The organism is Streptomyces sp. NPDC037242 (assembly GCF_055604165.1).
In genome coordinates, this window is sequence record NZ_JBVJUY010000009.1 from 1 (window position 1) to 18369 (window position 18369).

General features: G+C 71.4%; 17 protein-coding genes. 7 read left to right on the forward strand and 10 right to left on the reverse strand.

Features of this window, described 5'->3' with window-relative positions; genetic code table 11:
- Window positions 1-147: 147 nt before the first annotated feature.
- The 5 genes from ACZ7GJ_RS13010 to ACZ7GJ_RS13030 form a co-directional block, all read right to left on the reverse strand.
- Window positions 148-1554: an FtsW/RodA/SpoVE family cell cycle protein gene (locus ACZ7GJ_RS13010; RefSeq protein WP_470751359.1), complete on the reverse strand. Its 1407-nt coding sequence runs from the start codon at window positions 1552-1554 to the stop codon at window positions 148-150.
- Window positions 1542-2810: an LCP family protein gene (locus ACZ7GJ_RS13015; protein WP_470751361.1), complete on the reverse strand. Its 1269-nt coding sequence runs from the start codon at window positions 2808-2810 to the stop codon at window positions 1542-1544. The genes ACZ7GJ_RS13010 and ACZ7GJ_RS13015 overlap by 13 nt, the downstream gene beginning before the upstream one ends.
- Before the next feature lie 57 nt (window positions 2811-2867).
- Window positions 2868-4259: a sensor histidine kinase gene (locus tag ACZ7GJ_RS13020; RefSeq protein WP_470751362.1), complete on the reverse strand. Its 1392-nt coding sequence runs from the start codon at window positions 4257-4259 to the stop codon at window positions 2868-2870.
- Window positions 4252-4959, reverse strand: a complete 708-nt coding sequence (locus ACZ7GJ_RS13025; RefSeq protein ID WP_470751363.1) for a response regulator transcription factor — start codon at window positions 4957-4959, stop codon at window positions 4252-4254. Before ACZ7GJ_RS13025 ends, ACZ7GJ_RS13020 begins: the two co-directional genes overlap by 8 nt.
- 90 nt (window positions 4960-5049) lie before the next feature.
- Entirely contained in the window at window positions 5050-5445 is a 396-nt protein-coding gene (locus ACZ7GJ_RS13030; protein WP_470751364.1) for a hypothetical protein, read from the reverse strand.
- 258 nt (window positions 5446-5703) lie between these two features.
- On the opposite strand from ACZ7GJ_RS13030, the gene groES reads away from it, so the two are divergent.
- A complete protein-coding gene (gene groES / locus ACZ7GJ_RS13035) occupies window positions 5704-6012 on the forward strand; it encodes a co-chaperone GroES (RefSeq protein WP_007265952.1) in 309 nt (102 codons plus the stop codon).
- Between the two features lie 109 nt (window positions 6013-6121).
- Window positions 6122-7750 carry a chaperonin GroEL gene (gene groL / locus ACZ7GJ_RS13040; RefSeq protein WP_470751365.1) on the forward strand — a complete coding sequence of 543 codons (1629 nt, stop codon included), beginning with the start codon at window positions 6122-6124 and terminating at the stop codon, window positions 7748-7750.
- Window positions 7751-7817: 67 nt separating this feature from the next.
- Here the strand turns inward: groL and ACZ7GJ_RS13045 are convergent, their stop codons facing one another.
- From ACZ7GJ_RS13045 to ACZ7GJ_RS13055, 3 genes are all read right to left on the reverse strand, one after another.
- Entirely contained in the window at window positions 7818-8507 is a 690-nt protein-coding gene (locus tag ACZ7GJ_RS13045; RefSeq protein ID WP_470751366.1) for an ester cyclase, read from the reverse strand.
- Window positions 8508-8594: 87 nt separating this feature from the next.
- Window positions 8595-9368, reverse strand: a complete 774-nt coding sequence (locus tag ACZ7GJ_RS13050; RefSeq protein WP_470751367.1) for an SDR family NAD(P)-dependent oxidoreductase — start codon at window positions 9366-9368, stop codon at window positions 8595-8597.
- A gap of 64 nt (window positions 9369-9432) precedes the next feature.
- Window positions 9433-10113 (reverse strand): MOSC domain-containing protein, encoded by a 681-nt coding sequence (locus ACZ7GJ_RS13055; protein ID WP_470751574.1) that lies wholly within the window; start codon window positions 10111-10113, stop codon window positions 9433-9435.
- Between the two features lie 88 nt (window positions 10114-10201).
- Here ACZ7GJ_RS13055 and ACZ7GJ_RS13060 point away from each other — a divergent pair, with 88 nt between their 5' ends.
- Complete coding sequence (locus tag ACZ7GJ_RS13060) at window positions 10202-11110, forward strand: LysR family transcriptional regulator (protein ID WP_470751368.1); 909 nt, start codon at window positions 10202-10204, stop codon at window positions 11108-11110.
- A 213-nt stretch (window positions 11111-11323) separates the two neighbouring features.
- Here the strand turns inward: ACZ7GJ_RS13060 and ACZ7GJ_RS13065 are convergent, their stop codons facing one another.
- Window positions 11324-11650: a WhiB family transcriptional regulator gene (locus ACZ7GJ_RS13065; protein WP_030027725.1), complete on the reverse strand. Its 327-nt coding sequence runs from the start codon at window positions 11648-11650 to the stop codon at window positions 11324-11326.
- Between the two features lie 379 nt (window positions 11651-12029).
- On the opposite strand from ACZ7GJ_RS13065, the gene ACZ7GJ_RS13070 reads away from it, so the two are divergent.
- The 4 genes from ACZ7GJ_RS13070 to ACZ7GJ_RS13085 all read left to right on the forward strand — a co-directional run bounded on the left by ACZ7GJ_RS13070 (window position 12030) and on the right by ACZ7GJ_RS13085 (window position 16534).
- Window positions 12030-12641 carry a response regulator transcription factor gene (locus ACZ7GJ_RS13070; RefSeq protein WP_003948568.1) on the forward strand — a complete coding sequence of 204 codons (612 nt, stop codon included), beginning with the start codon at window positions 12030-12032 and terminating at the stop codon, window positions 12639-12641.
- 357 nt (window positions 12642-12998) lie between these two features.
- The gene (locus tag ACZ7GJ_RS13075; protein ID WP_470751370.1) at window positions 12999-13628 is read left to right on the forward strand and encodes a sigma-70 family RNA polymerase sigma factor; all 630 of its coding nucleotides are present in this window, start codon (window positions 12999-13001) and stop codon (window positions 13626-13628) included.
- Window positions 13629-13753: 125 nt separating this feature from the next.
- On the forward strand, window positions 13754-15262 hold the full coding sequence (gene guaB / locus ACZ7GJ_RS13080; protein WP_470751372.1) for an IMP dehydrogenase: 1509 nt from the start codon (window positions 13754-13756) through the stop codon (window positions 15260-15262).
- 147 nt (window positions 15263-15409) lie between these two features.
- Entirely contained in the window at window positions 15410-16534 is a 1125-nt protein-coding gene (locus ACZ7GJ_RS13085) for a GuaB3 family IMP dehydrogenase-related protein (RefSeq protein ID WP_470751373.1), read from the forward strand.
- Window positions 16535-16608: 74 nt separating this feature from the next.
- Here the strand turns inward: ACZ7GJ_RS13085 and ACZ7GJ_RS13090 are convergent, their stop codons facing one another.
- Complete coding sequence (locus ACZ7GJ_RS13090) at window positions 16609-18363, reverse strand: M16 family metallopeptidase (RefSeq protein ID WP_470751374.1); 1755 nt, start codon at window positions 18361-18363, stop codon at window positions 16609-16611.
- Window positions 18364-18369 lie beyond the last annotated feature (6 nt).

Sequence of the window (18369 nt, forward strand, 5' to 3'; positions counted from 1 at the left end):
AAGGCCATCGCGCAGCGACGCGACCGCAGGGAGCGCCCTTGACAGGGCGGACCGACACGGAGAGACGATGGGACTGACGGGAAACCCCCAAACCCTTCAACGCCCCCGGCCAAGACCACCCCCGCAAACCCACCCCCGACCCGCCCCTCACACCCCCGCCCCCGCCCCCACCCCCGCCGTGATCGTCGTTTCCGCCGGGTCGCGGGCGTCGGCTTCGCGTTGGCGTTCCGCGCTGTCGCTGATGCGTAGGAGCAGGGCGATCATGACCCAGTTGGCCAGCAGGGACGAGCCGCCCTTGGCTAGGAACGGCAGGGCCTTGCCCGTCAGGGGGATCAGGCCCGTCACGCCGCCCGCCACCACGAAGACCTGGAGGGCCAGCGCCGCGGCCAGGCCCACCGCCAGGAGTTTGCCGAACGGGTCGCGGGCGTCGAGCGCCATCCGCAGGCCCCGCTGCACGAGGAGCCCGTACAGGATCAGTACGGCCATGACCCCGGCCAGGCCGAGCTCCTCGCCGACCGTGGTCAGGATGAAGTCGCTGCGCCCCGCGAAGGCGATCAGCTCGGGGTGCCCGCCGCCGAGGCCCGTGCCGGAGACGCCGCCGGTGCCGAAGCTGAACAGGGCCTGCGCCGACTGGTCCGAGATGACCCCCGGCGGCCGGTCCTTCCAGTAGTACGACAGCGGCTCCAGCCAGGCGGCCACGCGGGCCTTGACGTGCGGCTCGGTCGAGCCGACCACGAAGGCGCCCATCGACGCCATCAGCACGCCGAAGACCACCCAGCTGGTGCGCTCGGTCGCGACGTACAGCATCACCACGAAGACGCCGAAGAAGATCAGCGAGGTGCCGAGGTCGCGCTCGAAGACGAGCACGAGCATCGAGACGATCCACACGGTGATGATCGGGCCGAGCTGGCGCATCGGGGGCAGCCGCATGCCCAGGAACTTCCGGCCGGTCAGGGCCAGCGAGTCCCGGTGGATGACCAGGTACCCGGCGAAGAAGACCGCGATCGTCAGCTTGACGAACTCGCCGGGTTGGAAGGACAGCGCGCCGAGTTTGATCCAGCGCTTGGCGCCGTACGCGTCCGCGCCGAAGAGCGCCGGGGCGATCAGCAGCACCAGCGAGACGGCCATCGTGATGTAGATGAACCGCTGGAGCAGCCGGTGGTCGCGCAGCAGCGCCACCACCACGATGCAGGCCGCGACCCCGATCACCGTCCACAGCAGCTGCCCCGGCGCGTTCGCCACCGAGTTGTAGCGCTCGATGTACCCCTGGTCGAGGCGGTGCAGCAGCACCAGGCCGAGCGAGGTCAGCAGCATGGCCAGCGGGAAGATCAGCGGATCCGCGTACGCCGCGAACCGGCGGATGCCCAGGTGCCCCACCAGGGCCAGCAGCGACAGGCTCACGGTGAAGCCGGTCAGGTTGGGCGGCAGCGCGTCGTTCATCGCCAGGCCCGCCGCCGTATGGCCGAAAACAGCGATGCCGACGACGAAGACGAGCAGCAATGCTTCGGTGCGGCGGCGGGCGCCCGACGTCGTGATGGGCCTCAGTCCACGCACGGGACGCCGCCGCCGTCGATGGCGGGGGTTCCGCTGCTCTTCTGGGACGGGGCGGGGGCGGTGCTCGGGGCGTCCGAGGAGCCGCGCGAGCTCGGTGAGCCGGCGGTCGGGGGCGGTGCGGGCGTCCCCGGTGAGGAGGGAGCGGCGCCCGGTGCGCTCGGGCTCGCGGTGCCCTTGGGTCCTATCTGCTCGGCAATGAGGCGCTTTATCTTCATATCGTCTACGACGTTTATCTCGGCGCCATGGTTCCTGTCGAACCCCTCGATGGGCAGTGTCGTGAAGTCCACATTGCCCCCGGACAGGTTCTTCGCCTGCTTGATGAAGGACAGCAGATCCCATCCCTCATCGGTCACGACGTCCTCCTTCGCCGTGTTGACCAGCTTGAGCAGCTTCACCGGATCCGTGAACGTCCCGGCCTGGTTCAGCTTGTACGTCGCCCCCGCCAGGAAGGCCTGCTGGCGCTTCGTCCGGTCCAGGTCGCCCATGGTCAGACCGTGCCGCTGCCGGACGAAGGCCAGGGCCTGCTGGCCGTTCAGGGTCTGCTTGCCCGCCGGGAAGTCGGCCCCCGAGTACGAGTCCTTCGTCGCCTTCTTCAGGCACACCGGTACGCCGTCCAGTGCGCTCGCCAGGTGGTAGAAACCGGCCAGGTTCAGCTCGGCGAAGTGGTCGATCGGGACGCCCAGGAAGTTGCGCACCGTCTCGATCTCGGCCTTGCGCCCCGCCTCGCGCCCCTCGTGCTCCAGCTGCCGCTTGTCCTTGACGCCCCGGGCGGCGAGCTGGTCCTCGACCTTGGCCTTGGCCAGCCCGTACGCCTCCTTGATCTTGCTCTTCCCGGTGAACCCGGGCACCCCGTACAGCGTGACGAAGTCGTCGCGCGGGATCGAGAAGGCCTTCGCCTTGCCCCCGTCGCCGGGCACGTGCAGCAGGATCAGGGTGTTCGTGTTGTACCCGCCGACGTCCGAGCTGGCGCCGGCGTGCAGCTTGTCGAGGATCTCCTTCGGCAGGTCCTCGCCGTTCTGGTCGCGGCGGCTGTCCAGGCCCATCAGCAGGATGTTCGTATCGCCGTGCTTCGACTTCTCGGCGCCCTCCAGCGCCTTGGAGCTGCCGATGCTGGAGACCAGGTCCTTGTAGACGTACCAGGCGCCGCCGCCCGCCATCACGGTCAGCGCGCAGCCGGTGATCAGCAGCGTGCGGCCGAGCCGGCGCCGGCGCGTCAGCGGCTTGCGGCGGCTGGTCTTCCTCCGTTGCGCAGTCATGCCTGTCGATGGTGGGGGCGCGGTGCTGAAGAAAGGCTGAAGGTCCTGAACCCGCCTTCAGACCCCGGGCGCGGTGGCGCCACCGGGCGGGCGCCCCGGCAGCCGCAGCAGCAGCCGCGCGCCCCCGGACGGCGCCGGCAGCGCCCGTACGTCGCCCCCGTGCGCCCGCGCGATCTCCCGGGCGATGGCCAGGCCCAGCCCGGTCCCGCCGCTGGCCCGGCCCCGGTCCGCGTCCAGCCGTACGAACCGCTCGAAGACCCGGTCCCGGTCGGCCTCCGGGATGCCCGGGCCGTCGTCCGTGACCTCCAGCAGCGCCCAGCCGTCCTCCTGCGCCGCCCGTACGACGACCTCCGCGCGGGCGTACCGCAGGGCGTTGTCCACCAGGTTGGCCAGCGCCCGCTCCAGCCGCGCCGGGTCACCGGCCGCCGGTACGGGCGCCCGCGCGTCCAGCCGTAGCCGCGCCCGGGGGTGCGGGCGCCGCGCCGCGTCCTCGGCGGCGAGCAGCGCGAGGTCCACCGGCTCGGTGCGCGGCGCCGGCCCGCCGTCGAGCCGGGCCAGCAGGAGCAGGTCGGCGGCGATGCGCTGGAGCCGCTCGGTGTCGGCCAGTGCGGCCGCCACAGACTCCCGGTCGGGGCGGTCCATGGCCAGCGCCACTTCCAGCCGTGACCGGACGGCCGCGAGGGGGTTGCGCAGCTCGTGCGAGGCGTCGGCGGTGAACTGCCGCTGCCGGGCGTCGCTGCGCTCCAGCCGGTCGAGCGTGTTGTTGACCGTCCGGGCCAGCTGCGCGATCTCGTCGGCGCCGCCCGGGTCCGGGACGCGCCGGTCGAGCTCGCTCGCGGTGACGGCCGCCAGCTCGGTGCGGATCGCGGTGACGGGGCGCAGCGCGTGCCCGGCCACCCACCAGGCCAGGCCCGCCGCGAAGGCGATCAGCGGGGGTGAGCCGGCGAGCAGGCCGACGGCGGCCGCGCGGGTCGCGTCGTCGACGTCGCCGAGCACGGTCATCGCGTACACGAAGTGCGGGTCGTGCGCCCCCGGCGGACCGGGGGCCTCGACCACGACGACCACGCGCCGTTCGGCGCCGGGGCGCTCGGGCGGCAGGACCGCCGACCGGGAGTCCGTCCCGGCGCCGGGGCGCAGCTCGCCGAAGTCGGGGGAGTCCTTGGCGGTGCCCGCCGTGCCCGCCGTGCTGTTGACGGTGCGCCCCTGCCCGTCCCGTACGAGGACCAGGTCCACCCCGCTCTCGGGCACGGGCAGCCGGCCACCCGGCTGGAGGGCGCGGGCGTCGAGCTGGGCGGCGACCTTGCGGGCGGCGAGCTCGGTGCGGCCCGTGGTGTTCTCCAGGAGGTTGGCGCGCAGCAGGGTGTACAGCCACAGCCCGCCGGTGGCGAGTACGGCGGCCATCGCGAGGGCGGCGGCAGCGGCGGCGCGGGCACGGACGGTCCTAACCACCGTCGGGAGCCATCCGGTAGCCGGTGCCGTGGACGGTGAGGATCGAGCGGCGGCCGAAGGGGGCGTCGATCTTCTTGCGGAGCGAGGAGACGTAGACCTCGACGATGTTGGGGTCGATGCCGTGCGGGGTGTCCCAGACGACGTCGAGGATGTCCTGCTTGGCGACGGCCCGGCCGGGCTGCTCCATCAGGCAGGCGAGTACGCCGAGCTCGCGGGCGGTCAGCTCGATGTCCTGCGCGCCGCGGCGGCAGCGGCGGCCCCGGGGATCGAGGACGAGGTCGCCGGCCTGGAGGGTGGTGGCGCGTTCGGGGGCGCCGGCGCGGCGGGCGAGTGCGCGGATCCGGGCGGCGAGGACGACGAAGGAGAACGGCTTGGTGAGGTAGTCGTCGGCGCCGCAGTCCAGGCCCTCGGCCTCGTCGTACTCGCCGTCCTTGGCGGTCAGCATCAGGACGGGGGTGCGGTCGCCGTGGGCGCGCATCCGGGTGCAGATCTCGTAGCCGGTGAGACCGGGGAGCATCAGGTCGAGGAGGACGACGTCGTACGGTCCGCCGGCGGCTCCGGGGGAGGCGCCGCCGGTGAGGGCGAGTTCGAGGCCGCGGTGGCCGTCGTGGGCGACCTCGACCCAGTGGCCGTCGGCGGCCAGGCCGCGCCGCAGGGATTCGGCGAGGCCGGCTTCGTCTTCGACCACGAGGATGCGCATCGCTCAAGCGTCACATATCGGACGCGACTGCCGCGGCGGGGACCCCGCGCCCCGTACGCCGGCGGGCCAGGACGTCGCGGCCGGCCGCGGTCAGGGCCCGTGCGGGGAAAGCGAGGGCCGGCAGGCCCGGGCCCATGGGGCCAGCGAGGTGACGGCGCCCGGGCGCACGGCCTTGTCGGCCGACGGGCCGCTGACCCGGGAGGCGACCGGTCCGGTCGGCGGGGTCTCGAACCAGCCCTCCGCCCTGATCCGGCTGATCGTGAAGGACCCGTCGGATGCGGTGAAGGACCCCGTGCACGCCGCCTCCAGGTCTTCGGCCGAGACCTTCTCCCAGGTGCACCGCTCCGCGCGGAAGGTGCCGTCCACCCCCGTCGGCCGGGTCGCGAGCCTGGGTACGGCCAACGGGAACGCGCAGATCCCGCATGCGAGACCGACGGCGATCGGGATCGCGTGCACCCGTCGAAGGCCGGAGTTCTTCCTGGTCATGGCGCGGGCAGTAGTGGGCCGGAGTCGCTCGCGCGTGCGGATTCCACGGACCGGGCGGGCCGGTTCGCGCAACGCCCACGGCGGTGAATTGGCACTCCGCTTGACCGAGTGCTAATCACCGGAATAGTCTCGCACCTGGCACTCGCCCCCGGTGAGTGCCAACACAGCGACAGGCAGGTCCGGCACCCGCGACGACGGATCGACCTGGTCGCCACCTCAGACAGTTAACCCCGGATCTCCGAAGGGGGAGGTCGGATCGTGACGACCGCCAGCTCCAAGGTTGCCATCAAGCCGCTCGAGGACCGCATTGTGGTCCAGCCGCTCGACGCCGAGCAGACCACGGCCTCGGGCCTGGTCATCCCGGACACCGCGAAGGAGAAGCCCCAGGAGGGCGTCGTCCTCGCGGTCGGTCCGGGTCGCTTCGAGGACGGCCAGCGTCTCCCGCTGGACGTCAACGTCGGCGACATCGTGCTGTACAGCAAGTACGGCGGCACCGAAGTGAAGTACAGCGGCGAGGAGTACCTCGTCCTCTCGGCTCGCGACGTGCTCGCGATCGTCGAGAAGTAATTCACCTAAGCACTGCTTTGAGCTGCGCCCCTGGTCACCCCGCTGATTGCCGGGCGGCGAGGGGCGCAGTTCGTTAAACCCGAGTTATCGAGAGGGCTGAACCGCTTCCATGCCGAAGATTCTGAAGTTCGACGAGGACGCCCGTCGTGCCCTTGAGCGCGGCGTCAACAAGCTTGCCGACACGGTCAAGGTGACGATCGGCCCCAAGGGCCGCAACGTCGTCATCGACAAGAAGTTCGGCGCCCCCACCATCACCAACGACGGTGTCACCATCGCCCGCGAGGTCGAGCTGGACGACCCGTACGAGAACCTGGGCGCGCAGCTCGTGAAGGAGGTGGCGACCAAGACCAACGACATCGCGGGTGACGGCACCACCACCGCCACCGTGCTGGCCCAGGCGCTGGTCCGCGAGGGTCTGCGCAACGTCGCCGCGGGTGCTTCCCCGGCCGCCCTGAAGAAGGGCATCGACGCCGCGGTCAAGGCCGTCTCCGAGGAGCTCCTCGCGACGGCCCGCCCGATCGAGGACAAGTCCGACATCGCCGCCGTGGCCGCGCTCTCCGCGCAGGACCAGCAGGTCGGCGAGCTCATCGCCGAGGCGATGGACAAGGTCGGCAAGGACGGTGTCATCACCGTCGAGGAGTCCAACACCTTCGGCCTGGAGCTGGAGTTCACCGAGGGCATGGCCTTCGACAAGGGCTACCTCTCCCCGTACATGGTCTCCGACCAGGAGCGTATGGAGGCCGTCCTCGACGACCCGTACATCCTGATCAACCAGGGCAAGATCTCCTCCATCCAGGACCTCCTGCCGCTGCTGGAGAAGGTCATCCAGGCCGGCGGCTCCCGCCCGCTGCTGATCATCGCCGAGGACGTCGAGGGCGAGGCGCTCTCCACCCTCGTCGTCAACAAGATCCGCGGCACGTTCAACGCCGTGGCCGTCAAGGCCCCCGGCTTCGGCGACCGCCGCAAGGCGATGCTCCAGGACATGGCCACCCTCACCGGTGCCACCGTCATCGCCGAGGAGGTCGGCCTCAAGCTCGACCAGGCCGGTCTGGACGTACTGGGTTCCGCCCGCCGCGTCACGATCTCCAAGGACGACACGACCATCGTCGACGGTGGCGGCAGCCACGAGGAAGTCCTCGGTCGCGTCAACCAGATCAAGGCCGAGATCGAGTCCACGGACTCGGACTGGGACCGCGAGAAGCTGCAGGAGCGCCTGGCGAAGCTCGCCGGCGGCGTCTGCGTCATCAAGGTCGGCGCCGCCACCGAGGTGGAGCTCAAGGAGAAGAAGCACCGCCTTGAGGACGCCATCTCGGCGACCCGCGCCGCGGTCGAGGAGGGCATCGTCTCCGGCGGTGGCTCCGCGCTCGTCCACGCCGTCAAGGTCCTTGAGGGCAACCTCGGCCTGAGCGGCGATGAGGCCACCGGTGTCGCGGTCGTGCGCCGCGCCGCCGTCGAGCCGCTGCGCTGGATCGCCGAGAACGCCGGTCTTGAGGGCTACGTCATCACCTCGAAGGTCGCCGAGCTCGACAAGGGCCAGGGCTTCAACGCCGCCACCGGCGAGTACGGCGACCTGGTGAAGGCCGGCGTCATCGACCCGGTCAAGGTCACCCGCTCCGCGCTGGAGAACGCCGCTTCCATCGCCTCCCTGCTGCTCACGACCGAGACCCTGGTCGTCGAGAAGCCGGCCGAGGAAGAGGCCGACGCGGGCCACGGCCACGGTCACGGCCACAGCCACTGATCGCGCCACGCATGGGGAAGGCCCCGTTCCGCATCTGCGGAGCGGGGCCTTCCCGTATGTGCGGGGCCTACATCGCGCCCAGTTGGCGCATCAGGGCCATGGCGTCGTAGTGCCACCAGCCTTCCTTGATCATGCCGTCCTCACATCGGAAGACCGTCGTGCCGGTCATCGTGCAGGTCTTGCCGGTCGGCGCGACGCCCATGAACTCGCCCTTGTGCTTGCCGGTCCAGGTCCACAGGGTGGTGACGTAGTCGTCCTGTGCCATCTGGGCGTCCTTCGTGAAGCTGAAGTCGAAGGCGCCCCGCCACCCCTCCACGTCCTCGCGGATGCCGGCGGGCCCGACCTTGTCCTCGGGGTTGCTGATGTCGTGGTCGCGGTAGTCCGTCGCGAAGATCTCGGGGATGACGGACATGTCGCCCTTCATCGCGATCTCGTCGTACATCCGGTTCACCAGCATCGTGTTGAGGTGCTCGTCCCGGACGACGTCCAGGTTGGTGAAGCTGGGCATCCCGTCGCAGAGCGCCACCATCTCCTGGAACATCTTGTCCGTCTCCGGGAGGTGAGAGTTCTTCATGGCCTCTTCGTACGACGGGAATTCGACCACGTCCACGTAGTGGTTCTCGTTCTCGCGGTCCTTGCCCACGATGCTGTGGGTGACGGTGCGCTTGCCCTGGCTCTGCGAGACGTACCGGTCGAGCAGCTGGTTGAGGTCGTCCTGCCGACTGGTCTTGTAATCGATTATCTGTACGAATGTCATGGCGTCTCCCGGGCTGGATGGACGTGTCCACTAAAGACGTGTCCATTTTAGGGAGATTTCGCCCATTTGGCGGATCGGGTGGCGCGCCTACTGAGGCCCGTACTTGCGGCCCGTACGCGAGGACACCCCGCCCAGCAGCCCGCGCGGCGTCAGCTTCACCACGCCCATCAGCGCCTTGTACCGGGCGTCCGGGACCGACACCGTCTTGCCGCGCGCCAGGTCGGCCAGTGCCGAGGCCACCAGCTTGTCGGCGTCCAGCCACATCCAGCCGGGGATGTTGTCCGTGCCCATGCCCGCCCGCTGGTGGAACTCGGTGCGCACGAAGCCCGGGCACAGCGCCATCAGCCGCACCCCGGACCCGCCCAGGTCCTTGGCCGCGCCCTGCGTGAACTGCACGACCCACGCCTTGCTCGCCCCGTACGTACCGCGCGGTACGAAGGCCGCCACCGACGCCACGTTGATGACGCCGCCGCGCCCGCGCGAGCGCATGGACTCCGTGGCCGCCGAGGTCAGCCTCAGCACGGCCTCGATGTGCACCTTCAGCATGGTCAGCTCGTCGGCCATGGAGACTTCCAGGTACCGGCCCTTGTTCCCGAAGCCCGCGTTGTTGACCAGCAGGTCCACCGGGTGCTTGCGGTCGCCGAGGCGTGCCTCGACCGCCGCGATGCCCTCGTCGGAGGAGAGGTCGGCGGTCAGTACCTCGGCCTCGATGCCGTGCCGGTCATGCAGTTCGGTGGCCTGCTCGCCGAGCCGCTTGGTGTCCCGGGCCACCAGTACGAGGTTGTGGCCCTGGGCGGCGAGCCGCCGGGCGAAGGCGGCGCCGATGCCCGCCGTGGATCCCGTAATCAACGCAGTCGTCATACGCGCAACCTAGCCGCCCGGGTGGCGGGCCGGCGCGGTGTCCCGCCACCGGCGCCGCCCGCGGCTACTTCCCGCCGTGCGAACCGTACTTCTCCACGTACGCCCGTACGGTCTCGTGCGCCGCCGGCTCCATCGCCGCACCCGCCGCCAGTGTGCGCGGGAGCAGCGCGCGCTCGGTGGTGAAGGCCCGGAACCAGAACTCCACCGTCACCTCGTGCTCCGGACGGTGGATCACCTCGATGGCGTCACCGGCCGAGACCGAACCCCCTTCGACCACCCGCAGGTACGCGCCCGGGCGGGCGGCCTGCGTGAACCGCTTGACCCAGGCCTTCTCGCCGACCGCGCCCTGGAAGGTCCGGCAGGGGATGCGGGCCGAAGCCACTTCGAGGACCACGTCCGGGCCGATGCGCCAGCGCTCGCCGAGCCGCGCGCCGCTCACGTCGAGGCCGGAGGTGGTGAGGTTCTCCCCGAAGATCCCGCCGGCCAGCTCGCGGTCCAGTTCGCGCTCCCACCAGTCCAGGTCCTCCCTGGCGTACGCGTACACGGCCTGGTGCTCGCCGCCGTGGTGGCGCAGGTGGCAGATGTCGTCGCCCTCGACCCCGCTCCCGCCGACGCCCTTGGGGCCCGGGGCGAAGACGCGGACCGGACCGGCCGCGGGCCGCTTGCCGATGCCGGTCAGGCCGCTCGGGGCGTCGGTGTAGTCGACGGCGGTGGCCCGGCCGAGGTTGACGGAGAGGAGGTGCATGGGTGGCATGCCCCCACGCTAGCCCAGCCGCCTCAAAGTGGCATCGGGATATTTCCCCGCCAGTCAAAGTAGGCCTTATGCTCGCAGGGTGATCGAGGCACGTCATCTCCGGGTTCTGCGCGCTGTCGCCGGGACCGGGTCCTTCTCCGCCGCCGCCCGCGAGCTCGGCTGCACCCAGCCCGCCGTCTCCCAGCAGATGAAGGCGCTGGAGCAGTCGGCCGGCACCCCGCTGCTGATCCGGACCGGGCGCGAGATGCGCCTCACCCAGGCAGGTGAGGCGCTGGTCCGGCACGCCGCCGGGATCCTCGCCGGGCTCACGGCCGCCGAGGAGGAGGTCGCGGCCATCGCCGGGCTGCGCGCGGGCCGGGTCCGGCTGGTGTCCTTCCCCAGCGGCAGCTCCACCCTGGTGCCGACCGCGCTGGCGGCGATGCGCGCCGCGCACCCGGGCACCCGGATCTCGCTGGTCGAGGCGGAGCCGCCGCGCTCGGTGGAGATGCTCCGCGAGGGCGACTGCGACGTGGCGCTGGCGTTCCGGTACGGCGGGGACGCCGACGGGCGGGGCTCCGCGGCCGAGTGGGAGGACCTCGTGGTCCGGCCGCTGCTGACCGACCGGCTCGTCGGGCTGGTCCCCGAGGGCCACCGGCTGGCCGGTGCCGGGCGGGTGGGCATGGCGGAGCTGGCGGACGAGCCCTGGATCGCGGGCTGCCCGCGGTGCCGCCGCCACTTGGTGGAGGTGTGCGAGGGGGTCGGTTTCACCCCGCGCATCGACTTCGCCACCGACGACTACCCGGCCGTGGTCGGGCTGGTCGGGGCCGGGCTCGGGGTCGCGGTGCTGCCGGAGCTCGCGGTGGAGTCCGTACGGGCCAAGGGCGTCAGCGCGCTGGCGGTGGAGCCGGCCGTGGAGCGCGAGGTGGTCGCGCTGACCCTGCCGGACCTGGCCCGGGTGCCGGCGGTGGCCGCGACGATGGCCGAGCTGGAGCGGGCCGCGGCGCGCTGAAGCCGGTGCGCGGGAGCCCGTGCGCGTGCGACGCGCCGGCGACGCGCCGGGTGAGGTGCGCCCGTACGAGTGATGCGTACGGGTCCGGATGCGCGCATGCACCGGGCGGGGCCGCCACGCGAGGGGCCGTACGGCGGTACGGCCGATCGGGTGGCGCCCCGGGCCCGGGACGCACGACGGAGAGAAACGTTCCTTCGGACGTTTCGACGGCTGCTAGTGCGGAGCGATCGGTCCGATCGCACTCGACGCGGGGATCAGGCGGTGCCTGGCGCGGCCCATCAGCTCTTCGCGCTCGTCCTCGGTGAGGCCGCCCCACACCCCGTAGGGCTCGCGGACGGCTAGTGCGTGCGCGGCGCATTCCGAACGCACCGGGCAGCGCATGCAGACCTCTTTAGCCGAGGCCTCGCGCGCGCTCCTGGCCGCGCCCCGCTCGCCTTCCGGGTGGAAGAAGAGGGAGCTGTCGACCCCGCGGCAGGCAGCCAGCAGCTGCCAGTCCCAGAGGTCGGCGTTCGGTCCGGGGAGCCGGGAGAAATCTGCCATTGGTAGTCCTCTTGGTGCCGGTACTGAGGCGGATACGGTCCATGTCTCCACACCTACTGTCGTAGTAGATGTAAATATGACTCATTGGGAATCTAGCCTCAGACACATGCCAAACGGAAGGAAAGCCGCCAAATAGGGCATAGCTCCAGATGGAGGACACGCGGCGAGTGGTGCCTGCGCCGTGATCGCTTCCTCACGTAGAGTGCCGAAGGTGTCCGTCCGACCCGTAACTCTTTCGAGTGACCATCGTTGAGAGAGCGAGTGCGGTTGAACCAAGAAGTTCTCGGACAGATGTCCGGGGGCATCGATCGCACAGGTGACGATACGTACCAGCCTGGAGGCTCAAGGTGACGCGCATCAGCAGCTGCGGAGGGCGGTCATGACTTCCGTCCTCGTCTGCGACGACTCCCCGCTTGCCCGAGAGGCGCTCCGTCGCGCGGTTGCCACCGTGCCCGGCGTCGAGCGTGTGACGACGGCTGCCAACGGCGAGGAAGTCCTCCGCCGCTGGGGTGCCGACCGCTCCGACCTGATTCTGATGGATGTACGGATGCCCGGGCTCGGCGGTGTGGAGACGGTCCGCCGCCTGCTCTCGGCCGACCCCGGCGCCCGCATCATCATGCTGACGGTCGCCGAGGACCTGGACGGCGTGGCCCTCGCGGTCGCCGCCGGCGCCCGGGGCTATCTGCACAAGGACGCCTCGCGCGCCGAACTGCGGGCCACGGTCACCCAGGCCCTCGCCGACCCGACCTGGCGACTGGCCCCGCGCCGGCTCCGCTCGGCCGAGATGGGCGCCGCGCCCACGCTCACCGCGCGCGAGATCCAGGTGCTGGAGGGCATGAGCCACGGCCGGTCCAACGCGGAGATCGGGCGCGAGCTCTTCCTCTCCGAGGACACGGTCAAGACCCACGCCCGCCGCCTCTTCAAGAAGCTGGGCGCCTCCGACCGGGCGCACGCCGTGGCGCTCGGGTTCCGCTGGGGCCTGGTCCGCTGACCCGCGGCCGGCCGGCCCCCGGCCCCGTCGCCCCCGTCCGCTGACCGAGGGCCGCCCCGGAGCAGTCCCGTCCGCCACCGGCGGACGGGGCGGCGGGCTGGTGCCGCGCTCGGGTCCGCCCGGTGCCGCCCGGCTGTCCTGTCGTACCCGGTGCGCACCCGGGATCGGCGGGGCACAATCCAAGGGACGTGTCGCTTCGTGCGCGATGCCGCATCCTTGAGGGTGTGGGGACAGTTCGGCCGAGCGGGAGGGGAGGCGCAGACGATGGGTACCGGCGCACCCGCTCCGCATAACGCTTCGATGCACAACACGGGCCGCAGTGCCGCGAATACTCCGGCGCCAAGGCACCATGGATTGATGCGCGACGACGAGGCCCTGGGGTCACCCGCGGCCACAGGCCCCACCGGCTCCGCCAAAGGCGGCAGTGCCGGGGCCGTCAGCGCGCTCGTACGCCGTGCGGTGGACGGTGACGAGCAGGCCACGCACGACCTGCTCGCCTTCGTGCACCCCCTGGCCATCCGCTATTGCCGTACGCGGCTGTCGCGACTTCCGGGTGATGCTCGTCACTTCGTCGAGGACCTGGCCCAGGAAGTCTGCGTCGCCGTCCTGATGGCCCTGCCGCGCTACCGGGACACCGGGCGCCCCTTCGAGGCCTTCGTCTTCGCCATCGCCGCGCACAAGGTCGCCGACCTGCAGCGGGCCGCCATGCGGCATCCGGGCAGTACGGCCGTGCCCTCCGACGAGATGCCCGAGCGCCCCGACGACTCGCTCGGCCCCGAGGAGCGGGCGCTGCTGAGCAGTGACGCCGCGTGGGCCAAGAAACTGCTGGCCAACCTGCCGGAGAACCAGCGCGAGCTGCTCGTGCTGCGGGTCGCCGTCGGGCTGACCGCCGAGGAGACCGGGCAGATGCTCGGGATGTCGCCGGGCGCGGTGCGCGTCGCCCAGCACCGGGCGCTCAGTCGGCTGCGCGCGCTGGCCGAACAGTAGGCGAGCGGCAGGCATCGTCGTAGGAAACGACGAAACTTCTGCTTGACCTTGCTCGTGGAATGAGACGCGTCGGGATCCCGTTAGCATGGACATCCGCGCTGAGCAAGACCATTTGGGAAGGTGTCATGACCGACAGCGGTTCGACCGGAGTACCCGACAAATTCGCCACGCTCGGACTGACCTACGACGACGTGCTGCTGCTGCCGGGCGCGTCGGACATGTCGCCTGACGCCATCGACACCTCCTCCCTCATCTCGCGCAACGTCCGCGTCAACGTGCCGCTGCTGTCCGCGGCCATGGACAAGGTCACCGAAGCCCGCATGGCCATCGCGATGGCCCGCCAGGGCGGCGTCGGCGTCCTGCACCGCAACCTCTCCATCGCCGACCAGGCCAACCAGGTCGACCTGGTCAAGCGCTCCGAGTCCGGCATGGTCACCGACCCGATCACGGTGCACCCGGACGCGACGCTGCGCGAGGCCGACCAGCTCTGCGCGAAGTTCCGCATCTCCGGCGTCCCGGTCACCGACCAGGCCGGCAAGCTGCTCGGCATCGTCACCAACCGCGACATGGCCTTCGAGTCGGACCGCAGCCGCCAGGTGCGCGAGGTCATGACCCCGATGCCGCTGGTCACGGGCAAGGTCGGCATCTCGGGCGTGGACGCCATGGAGCTGCTGCGCCGCCACAAGATCGAGAAGCTTCCGCTGGTCGACGACGCGGGCATCCTCAAGGGCCTCATCACGGTCAAGGACTTCGTCAAGGCCGAGAAGTACCCGAACGCCGCCAAGGACAAGGACGGCCGGCTGCTCGTCGGTGCCGCCGTCGGCGTCGCGGGCGACGCGTACGACCGTGCCCAGGCCCTGATCGAGGCGGGCGCCGACTTCATCGTCGTCGACACCGCCCACGGCCACTCCCGCCTGGTCGGCGACATGGTCGCCAAGATCAAGTCGAACTCCGGCGTGGACGTCATCGGCGGCAACGTCGCCACCCGCGACGGCGCCCAGGCGCTCATCGACGCCGGCTGCGACGGCATCAAGGTCGGCGTCGGCCCCGGCTCCATCTGCACCACCCGCGTCGTCGCCGGCATCGGCGTCCCGCAGGTCACCGCCATCTACGAGGCCTCGCTGGCCGCCAAGGCCGCGGGCGTCCCGGTCATCGGCGACGGCGGCCTGCAGTACTCCGGCGACATCGCCAAGGCCCTGGTCGCGGGCGCGGACACGGTGATGCTCGGCTCGCTGCTCGCGGGCTGCGAGGAGTCCCCGGGCGAGCTGCTGTTCATCAACGGCAAGCAGTTCAAGTCGTACCGCGGCATGGGATCGCTCGGTGCCATGCAGTCCCGCGGGGAGCAGAAGTCCTTCTCCAAGGACCGCTACTTCCAGGAGGGCGTGGGCGGCGACGACAAGCTCATCCCCGAGGGCATCGAGGGCCAGGTCCCGTACCGCGGCCCGCTCTCCGCGGTCGTGCACCAGCTCGTCGGCGGCCTGCGCCAGTCGATGTTCTACGTCGGCGGCCGCACGGTGCCCGAGCTCCAGGAGCGCGGCCGGTTCGTCCGGATCACCTCGGCGGGCCTCAAGGAGAGCCACCCGCACGACATCCAGATGACCGTCGAAGCCCCGAACTACTCCCGCAAGGGCTGAGCGGTGTGATCGTATGAAGGGGCGGGTCCGGTGCGGGCCCGCCCCTTCGGCGTGCCCGGACGTGCGTCCGTACAGCGGTCACCGGAACGCGGGCCGCCGGGGTTCGGGGATACTGGACGGGCAGACCCAGAGGAAAGGCCACCACACGTGACTGAGATCGAGATCGGGCGCGGCAAGCGCGGCCGCAGGGCGTACGCGTTCGATGACATCGCCATCGTCCCCAGCCGCCGCACGCGAGACCCGAAGGAGGTCTCGATCGCCTGGCAGATCGACGCCTACCGCTTCGAGCTCCCGTTCCTGGCCGCCCCCATGGACTCGGTCGTCTCCCCGCAGACCGCCATCCGCATCGGCGAGCTCGGCGGCCTCGGCGTGCTGAACCTCGAAGGCCTGTGGACCCGCTACGAGGACCCGCAGCCGCTGCTCGACGAGATCGCGGAGCTGGAGGAGGAGTCCGCCAACCGCCGCCTCCAGGAGATCTACGCCGCCCCGATCCAGGCGGACCTGATCCGCCAGCGCATCAAGGAGGTGCGCGACGCCGGTGTCGTCACCGCCGCGGCGCTCTCCCCGCAGCGCACCGCCGAGTTCTCCAAGGCCGTCGTCGACGCGGGCGTGGACATCTTCGTGATCCGCGGCACCACCGTGTCGGCGGAGCACGTCTCCGGCGCCGCCGAGCCGCTGAACCTCAAGCAGTTCATCTACGAGCTCGACGTCCCGGTCATCGTGGGCGGCTGCGCCACCTACACCGCGGCCCTGCACCTGATGCGCACCGGCGCCGCGGGCGTCCTGGTCGGCTTCGGCGGCGGCGCCGCGCACACCACGCGCAACGTGCTCGGCATCCAGGTCCCGATGGCCACCGCCGTCGCGGACGTGGCCGCGGCGCGCCGCGACTACATGGACGAGTCCGGCGGCCGCTACGTGCACGTCATCGCCGACGGCGGCGTGGGCTGGTCCGGCGACATCCCCAAGGCCGTCGCCTGCGGCGCCGACGCGGTGATGATGGGCTCCCCGCTGGCCCGCGCCACCGACGCGCCCGGCAAGGGCCACCACTGGGGCATGGAGGCCGTCCACGAGGACGTGCCGCGCGGCAAGAAGGTCGACCTCGGCACGGTCGGCACCACCGAGGAGATCCTCACCGGCCCGTCGCACACCCCGGACGGCTCGATGAACATCTTCGGCGCGCTGCGCCGCTCGATGGCCACCACCGGCTACAGCGAGCTCAAGGAGTTCCAGCGGGTCGAGGTCACGATCGCGGACTCGCAGCACAGCCGCTGATCCGTTCCGCTCCACCGCACGTACGGAGGGCCGGTACCCCACGGGGCGCCGGCCCTCCGGCGTGTTCCGGGCTCTCAGCCCTTGCGGCGCCGCTCGCGGAACAGGCGATGCCACACGGCGGCGCAGGCTCCGGTCAGCAGGACGAGGCCGCGGACCATGGTCCAGTCCGGGCCCTGCGGATTGATCGCGCGGTCGGTCTCCTCCAGGACGATCAGGGCCGTGACGGCGGCCAGGACGACGCCGAGGACACCGAGGGCCCAGAAGACGATGGTGCCCGCGTTCCGCCCGAGCCAGGCGGAGCGGGGCCTGCCCGGGTTCTGCGGCTGCGGGATCCGGGCCGGGTCGCGCGGCGGCATGCGGACCACGACCGAGTCCGGAACGCCGGCGTCCAGCGGGGCCAGCTCGGCCGCGGTGATCCCGTACAGGGTCGGCTCGACGGTCACGGTGAACCCGTCGTGGCCGACGAGGTGGCGGGCGCCGTCCGGGTAGACCTGGAGCAGGGAGCACTCGGCGTAGCGGACGGTGACCTGGCTGGCCGGCGAGAGCAGGCTGATGCCCTCGGCGGCCACGATCAGCTCGACCTCGGGGTCCTCCACGGCGGGGTAGCACAGTCCGCTGACGGCCTCCGCCGAGTCGGCGGGCGCGGCCGTGAGCCCCGCCCAGTCCACGCCGCGGCCGGGCACCTGCACCAGGGCGTCGGCCCAGACGGCGCGCGCGACCCGGTGGAGGTCCTCGACGGTGACGGCCTCCAGCTCGGCCCTCGCCTCGGCGACGGTGAGGTCGCGGTGGCGCATCAGCAGGTTCATGGCGGTGCCCGGGAGCATGCGGGCCGCGAGCTCGGGGGTGTCGAACCGGGCCAGCGAGGAGGCCCGTACGGCGTCCAGGTCGGCCTGCTCGATCCGTCCGGCGCGCAGTTTCGCGAGTACGTCCACGAAGGCGCCGACCATCGCGTCCTGCTTCTGCGGGAGGGCGTCGGCGTACGCGATGAGGGTCGCGGCCTCGGTGTCGCGCGGGGAATAGTCGGCCGCGGCCGTGTAGGAGTAGCCGCCCTTCTGGCGCAGCTCGCGGAACAGCTCCTTGCCCAGGACCTCGGTGAACAGGCTCGCCTCGGTGGAGCGGGGCAGTACGGCGGTGAGGACCATGCCGCCCTCCTCGCCGTGGAAGTAGGCGGGGGTGGCGGGCAGTGCGGAGGTGGCCGCGGGCGCCGGGCGCCACTCGCCGGCGGGGAGGGTGAGGTCGAGGCCCTCGGGGACGGTGTCCGAGGTGATCCACAGGACGGCGTTGGCGGCGGTGAACCAGGTCTGCGCCCAGTCGCGTACGTCGTGCTCGGTGATCCTGTGGAGGCCGGCCTCGGCGTAGCTGGTCAGGCCGTAGGAGCGTGATCCGTAGCGCCACACGGCGGAGGCGTGGGCCGGGCCGGGGCCCTTCCCGGCGGCCTCGGTGCGCAGGATCTCCTTCTCGGTCTCCAGCCGGTCCATGGGCAGGCCGCGCAGGGACGAGCAGACGCCGTTGAGGTACTCGACCACGTCGGCGGGGGAGCCGGTGACGTGGAAGTGGGTGTACGCGGCGGCGGTGGCGCCGTTGTAGTGCAGGTCGCTCAGGCCGTGGCGGTGGAGGGCGAGGTGCTCGACCAGGTGGGTGATGCCGCTGGTGGCGAGCGTCTCGTCGGCGCGGCCCACGCGGAAGAGCAGGCCGGCGGTGACGGGGCCCGAGCGGGGGGCGAGGACGGTGCGGATGCCGTTGACGGTGGTGTGCGTGATGCCGTCGGCGTCGGTGGTGGTGTCGGCGTGGGTGGTGGTGCCGGTGTCGGCGGCGGTGTTGATGTCCATGTGGAT

Coding starts and splice junctions, on each gene's coding strand:
- ACZ7GJ_RS13015 (WP_470751361.1), bottom strand. CDS start 2,810: ATGACTGCGCAACGGAGGAAGACCAGCCGCCGCAAGCCGCTGACGCGC.
- ACZ7GJ_RS13025 (WP_470751363.1), bottom strand. CDS start 4,959: ATGCGCATCCTCGTGGTCGAAGACGAAGCCGGCCTCGCCGAATCCCTG.
- ACZ7GJ_RS13030 (WP_470751364.1), bottom strand. CDS start 5,445: ATGACCAGGAAGAACTCCGGCCTTCGACGGGTGCACGCGATCCCGATC.
- groL (WP_470751365.1), top strand. CDS start 6,122: ATGCCGAAGATTCTGAAGTTCGACGAGGACGCCCGTCGTGCCCTTGAG.
- ACZ7GJ_RS13045 (WP_470751366.1), bottom strand. CDS start 8,507: ATGACATTCGTACAGATAATCGATTACAAGACCAGTCGGCAGGACGAC.
- ACZ7GJ_RS13050 (WP_470751367.1), bottom strand. CDS start 9,368: ATGACGACTGCGTTGATTACGGGATCCACGGCGGGCATCGGCGCCGCC.
- ACZ7GJ_RS13055 (WP_470751574.1), bottom strand. CDS start 10,113: ATGCACCTCCTCTCCGTCAACCTCGGCCGGGCCACCGCCGTCGACTAC.
- ACZ7GJ_RS13065 (WP_030027725.1), bottom strand. CDS start 11,650: ATGGCAGATTTCTCCCGGCTCCCCGGACCGAACGCCGACCTCTGGGAC.
- ACZ7GJ_RS13070 (WP_003948568.1), top strand. CDS start 12,030: ATGACTTCCGTCCTCGTCTGCGACGACTCCCCGCTTGCCCGAGAGGCG.
- ACZ7GJ_RS13075 (WP_470751370.1), top strand. CDS start 12,999: ATGCGCGACGACGAGGCCCTGGGGTCACCCGCGGCCACAGGCCCCACC.
- guaB (WP_470751372.1), top strand. CDS start 13,754: ATGACCGACAGCGGTTCGACCGGAGTACCCGACAAATTCGCCACGCTC.
- ACZ7GJ_RS13090 (WP_470751374.1), bottom strand. CDS start 18,363: ATGGACATCAACACCGCCGCCGACACCGGCACCACCACCCACGCCGAC.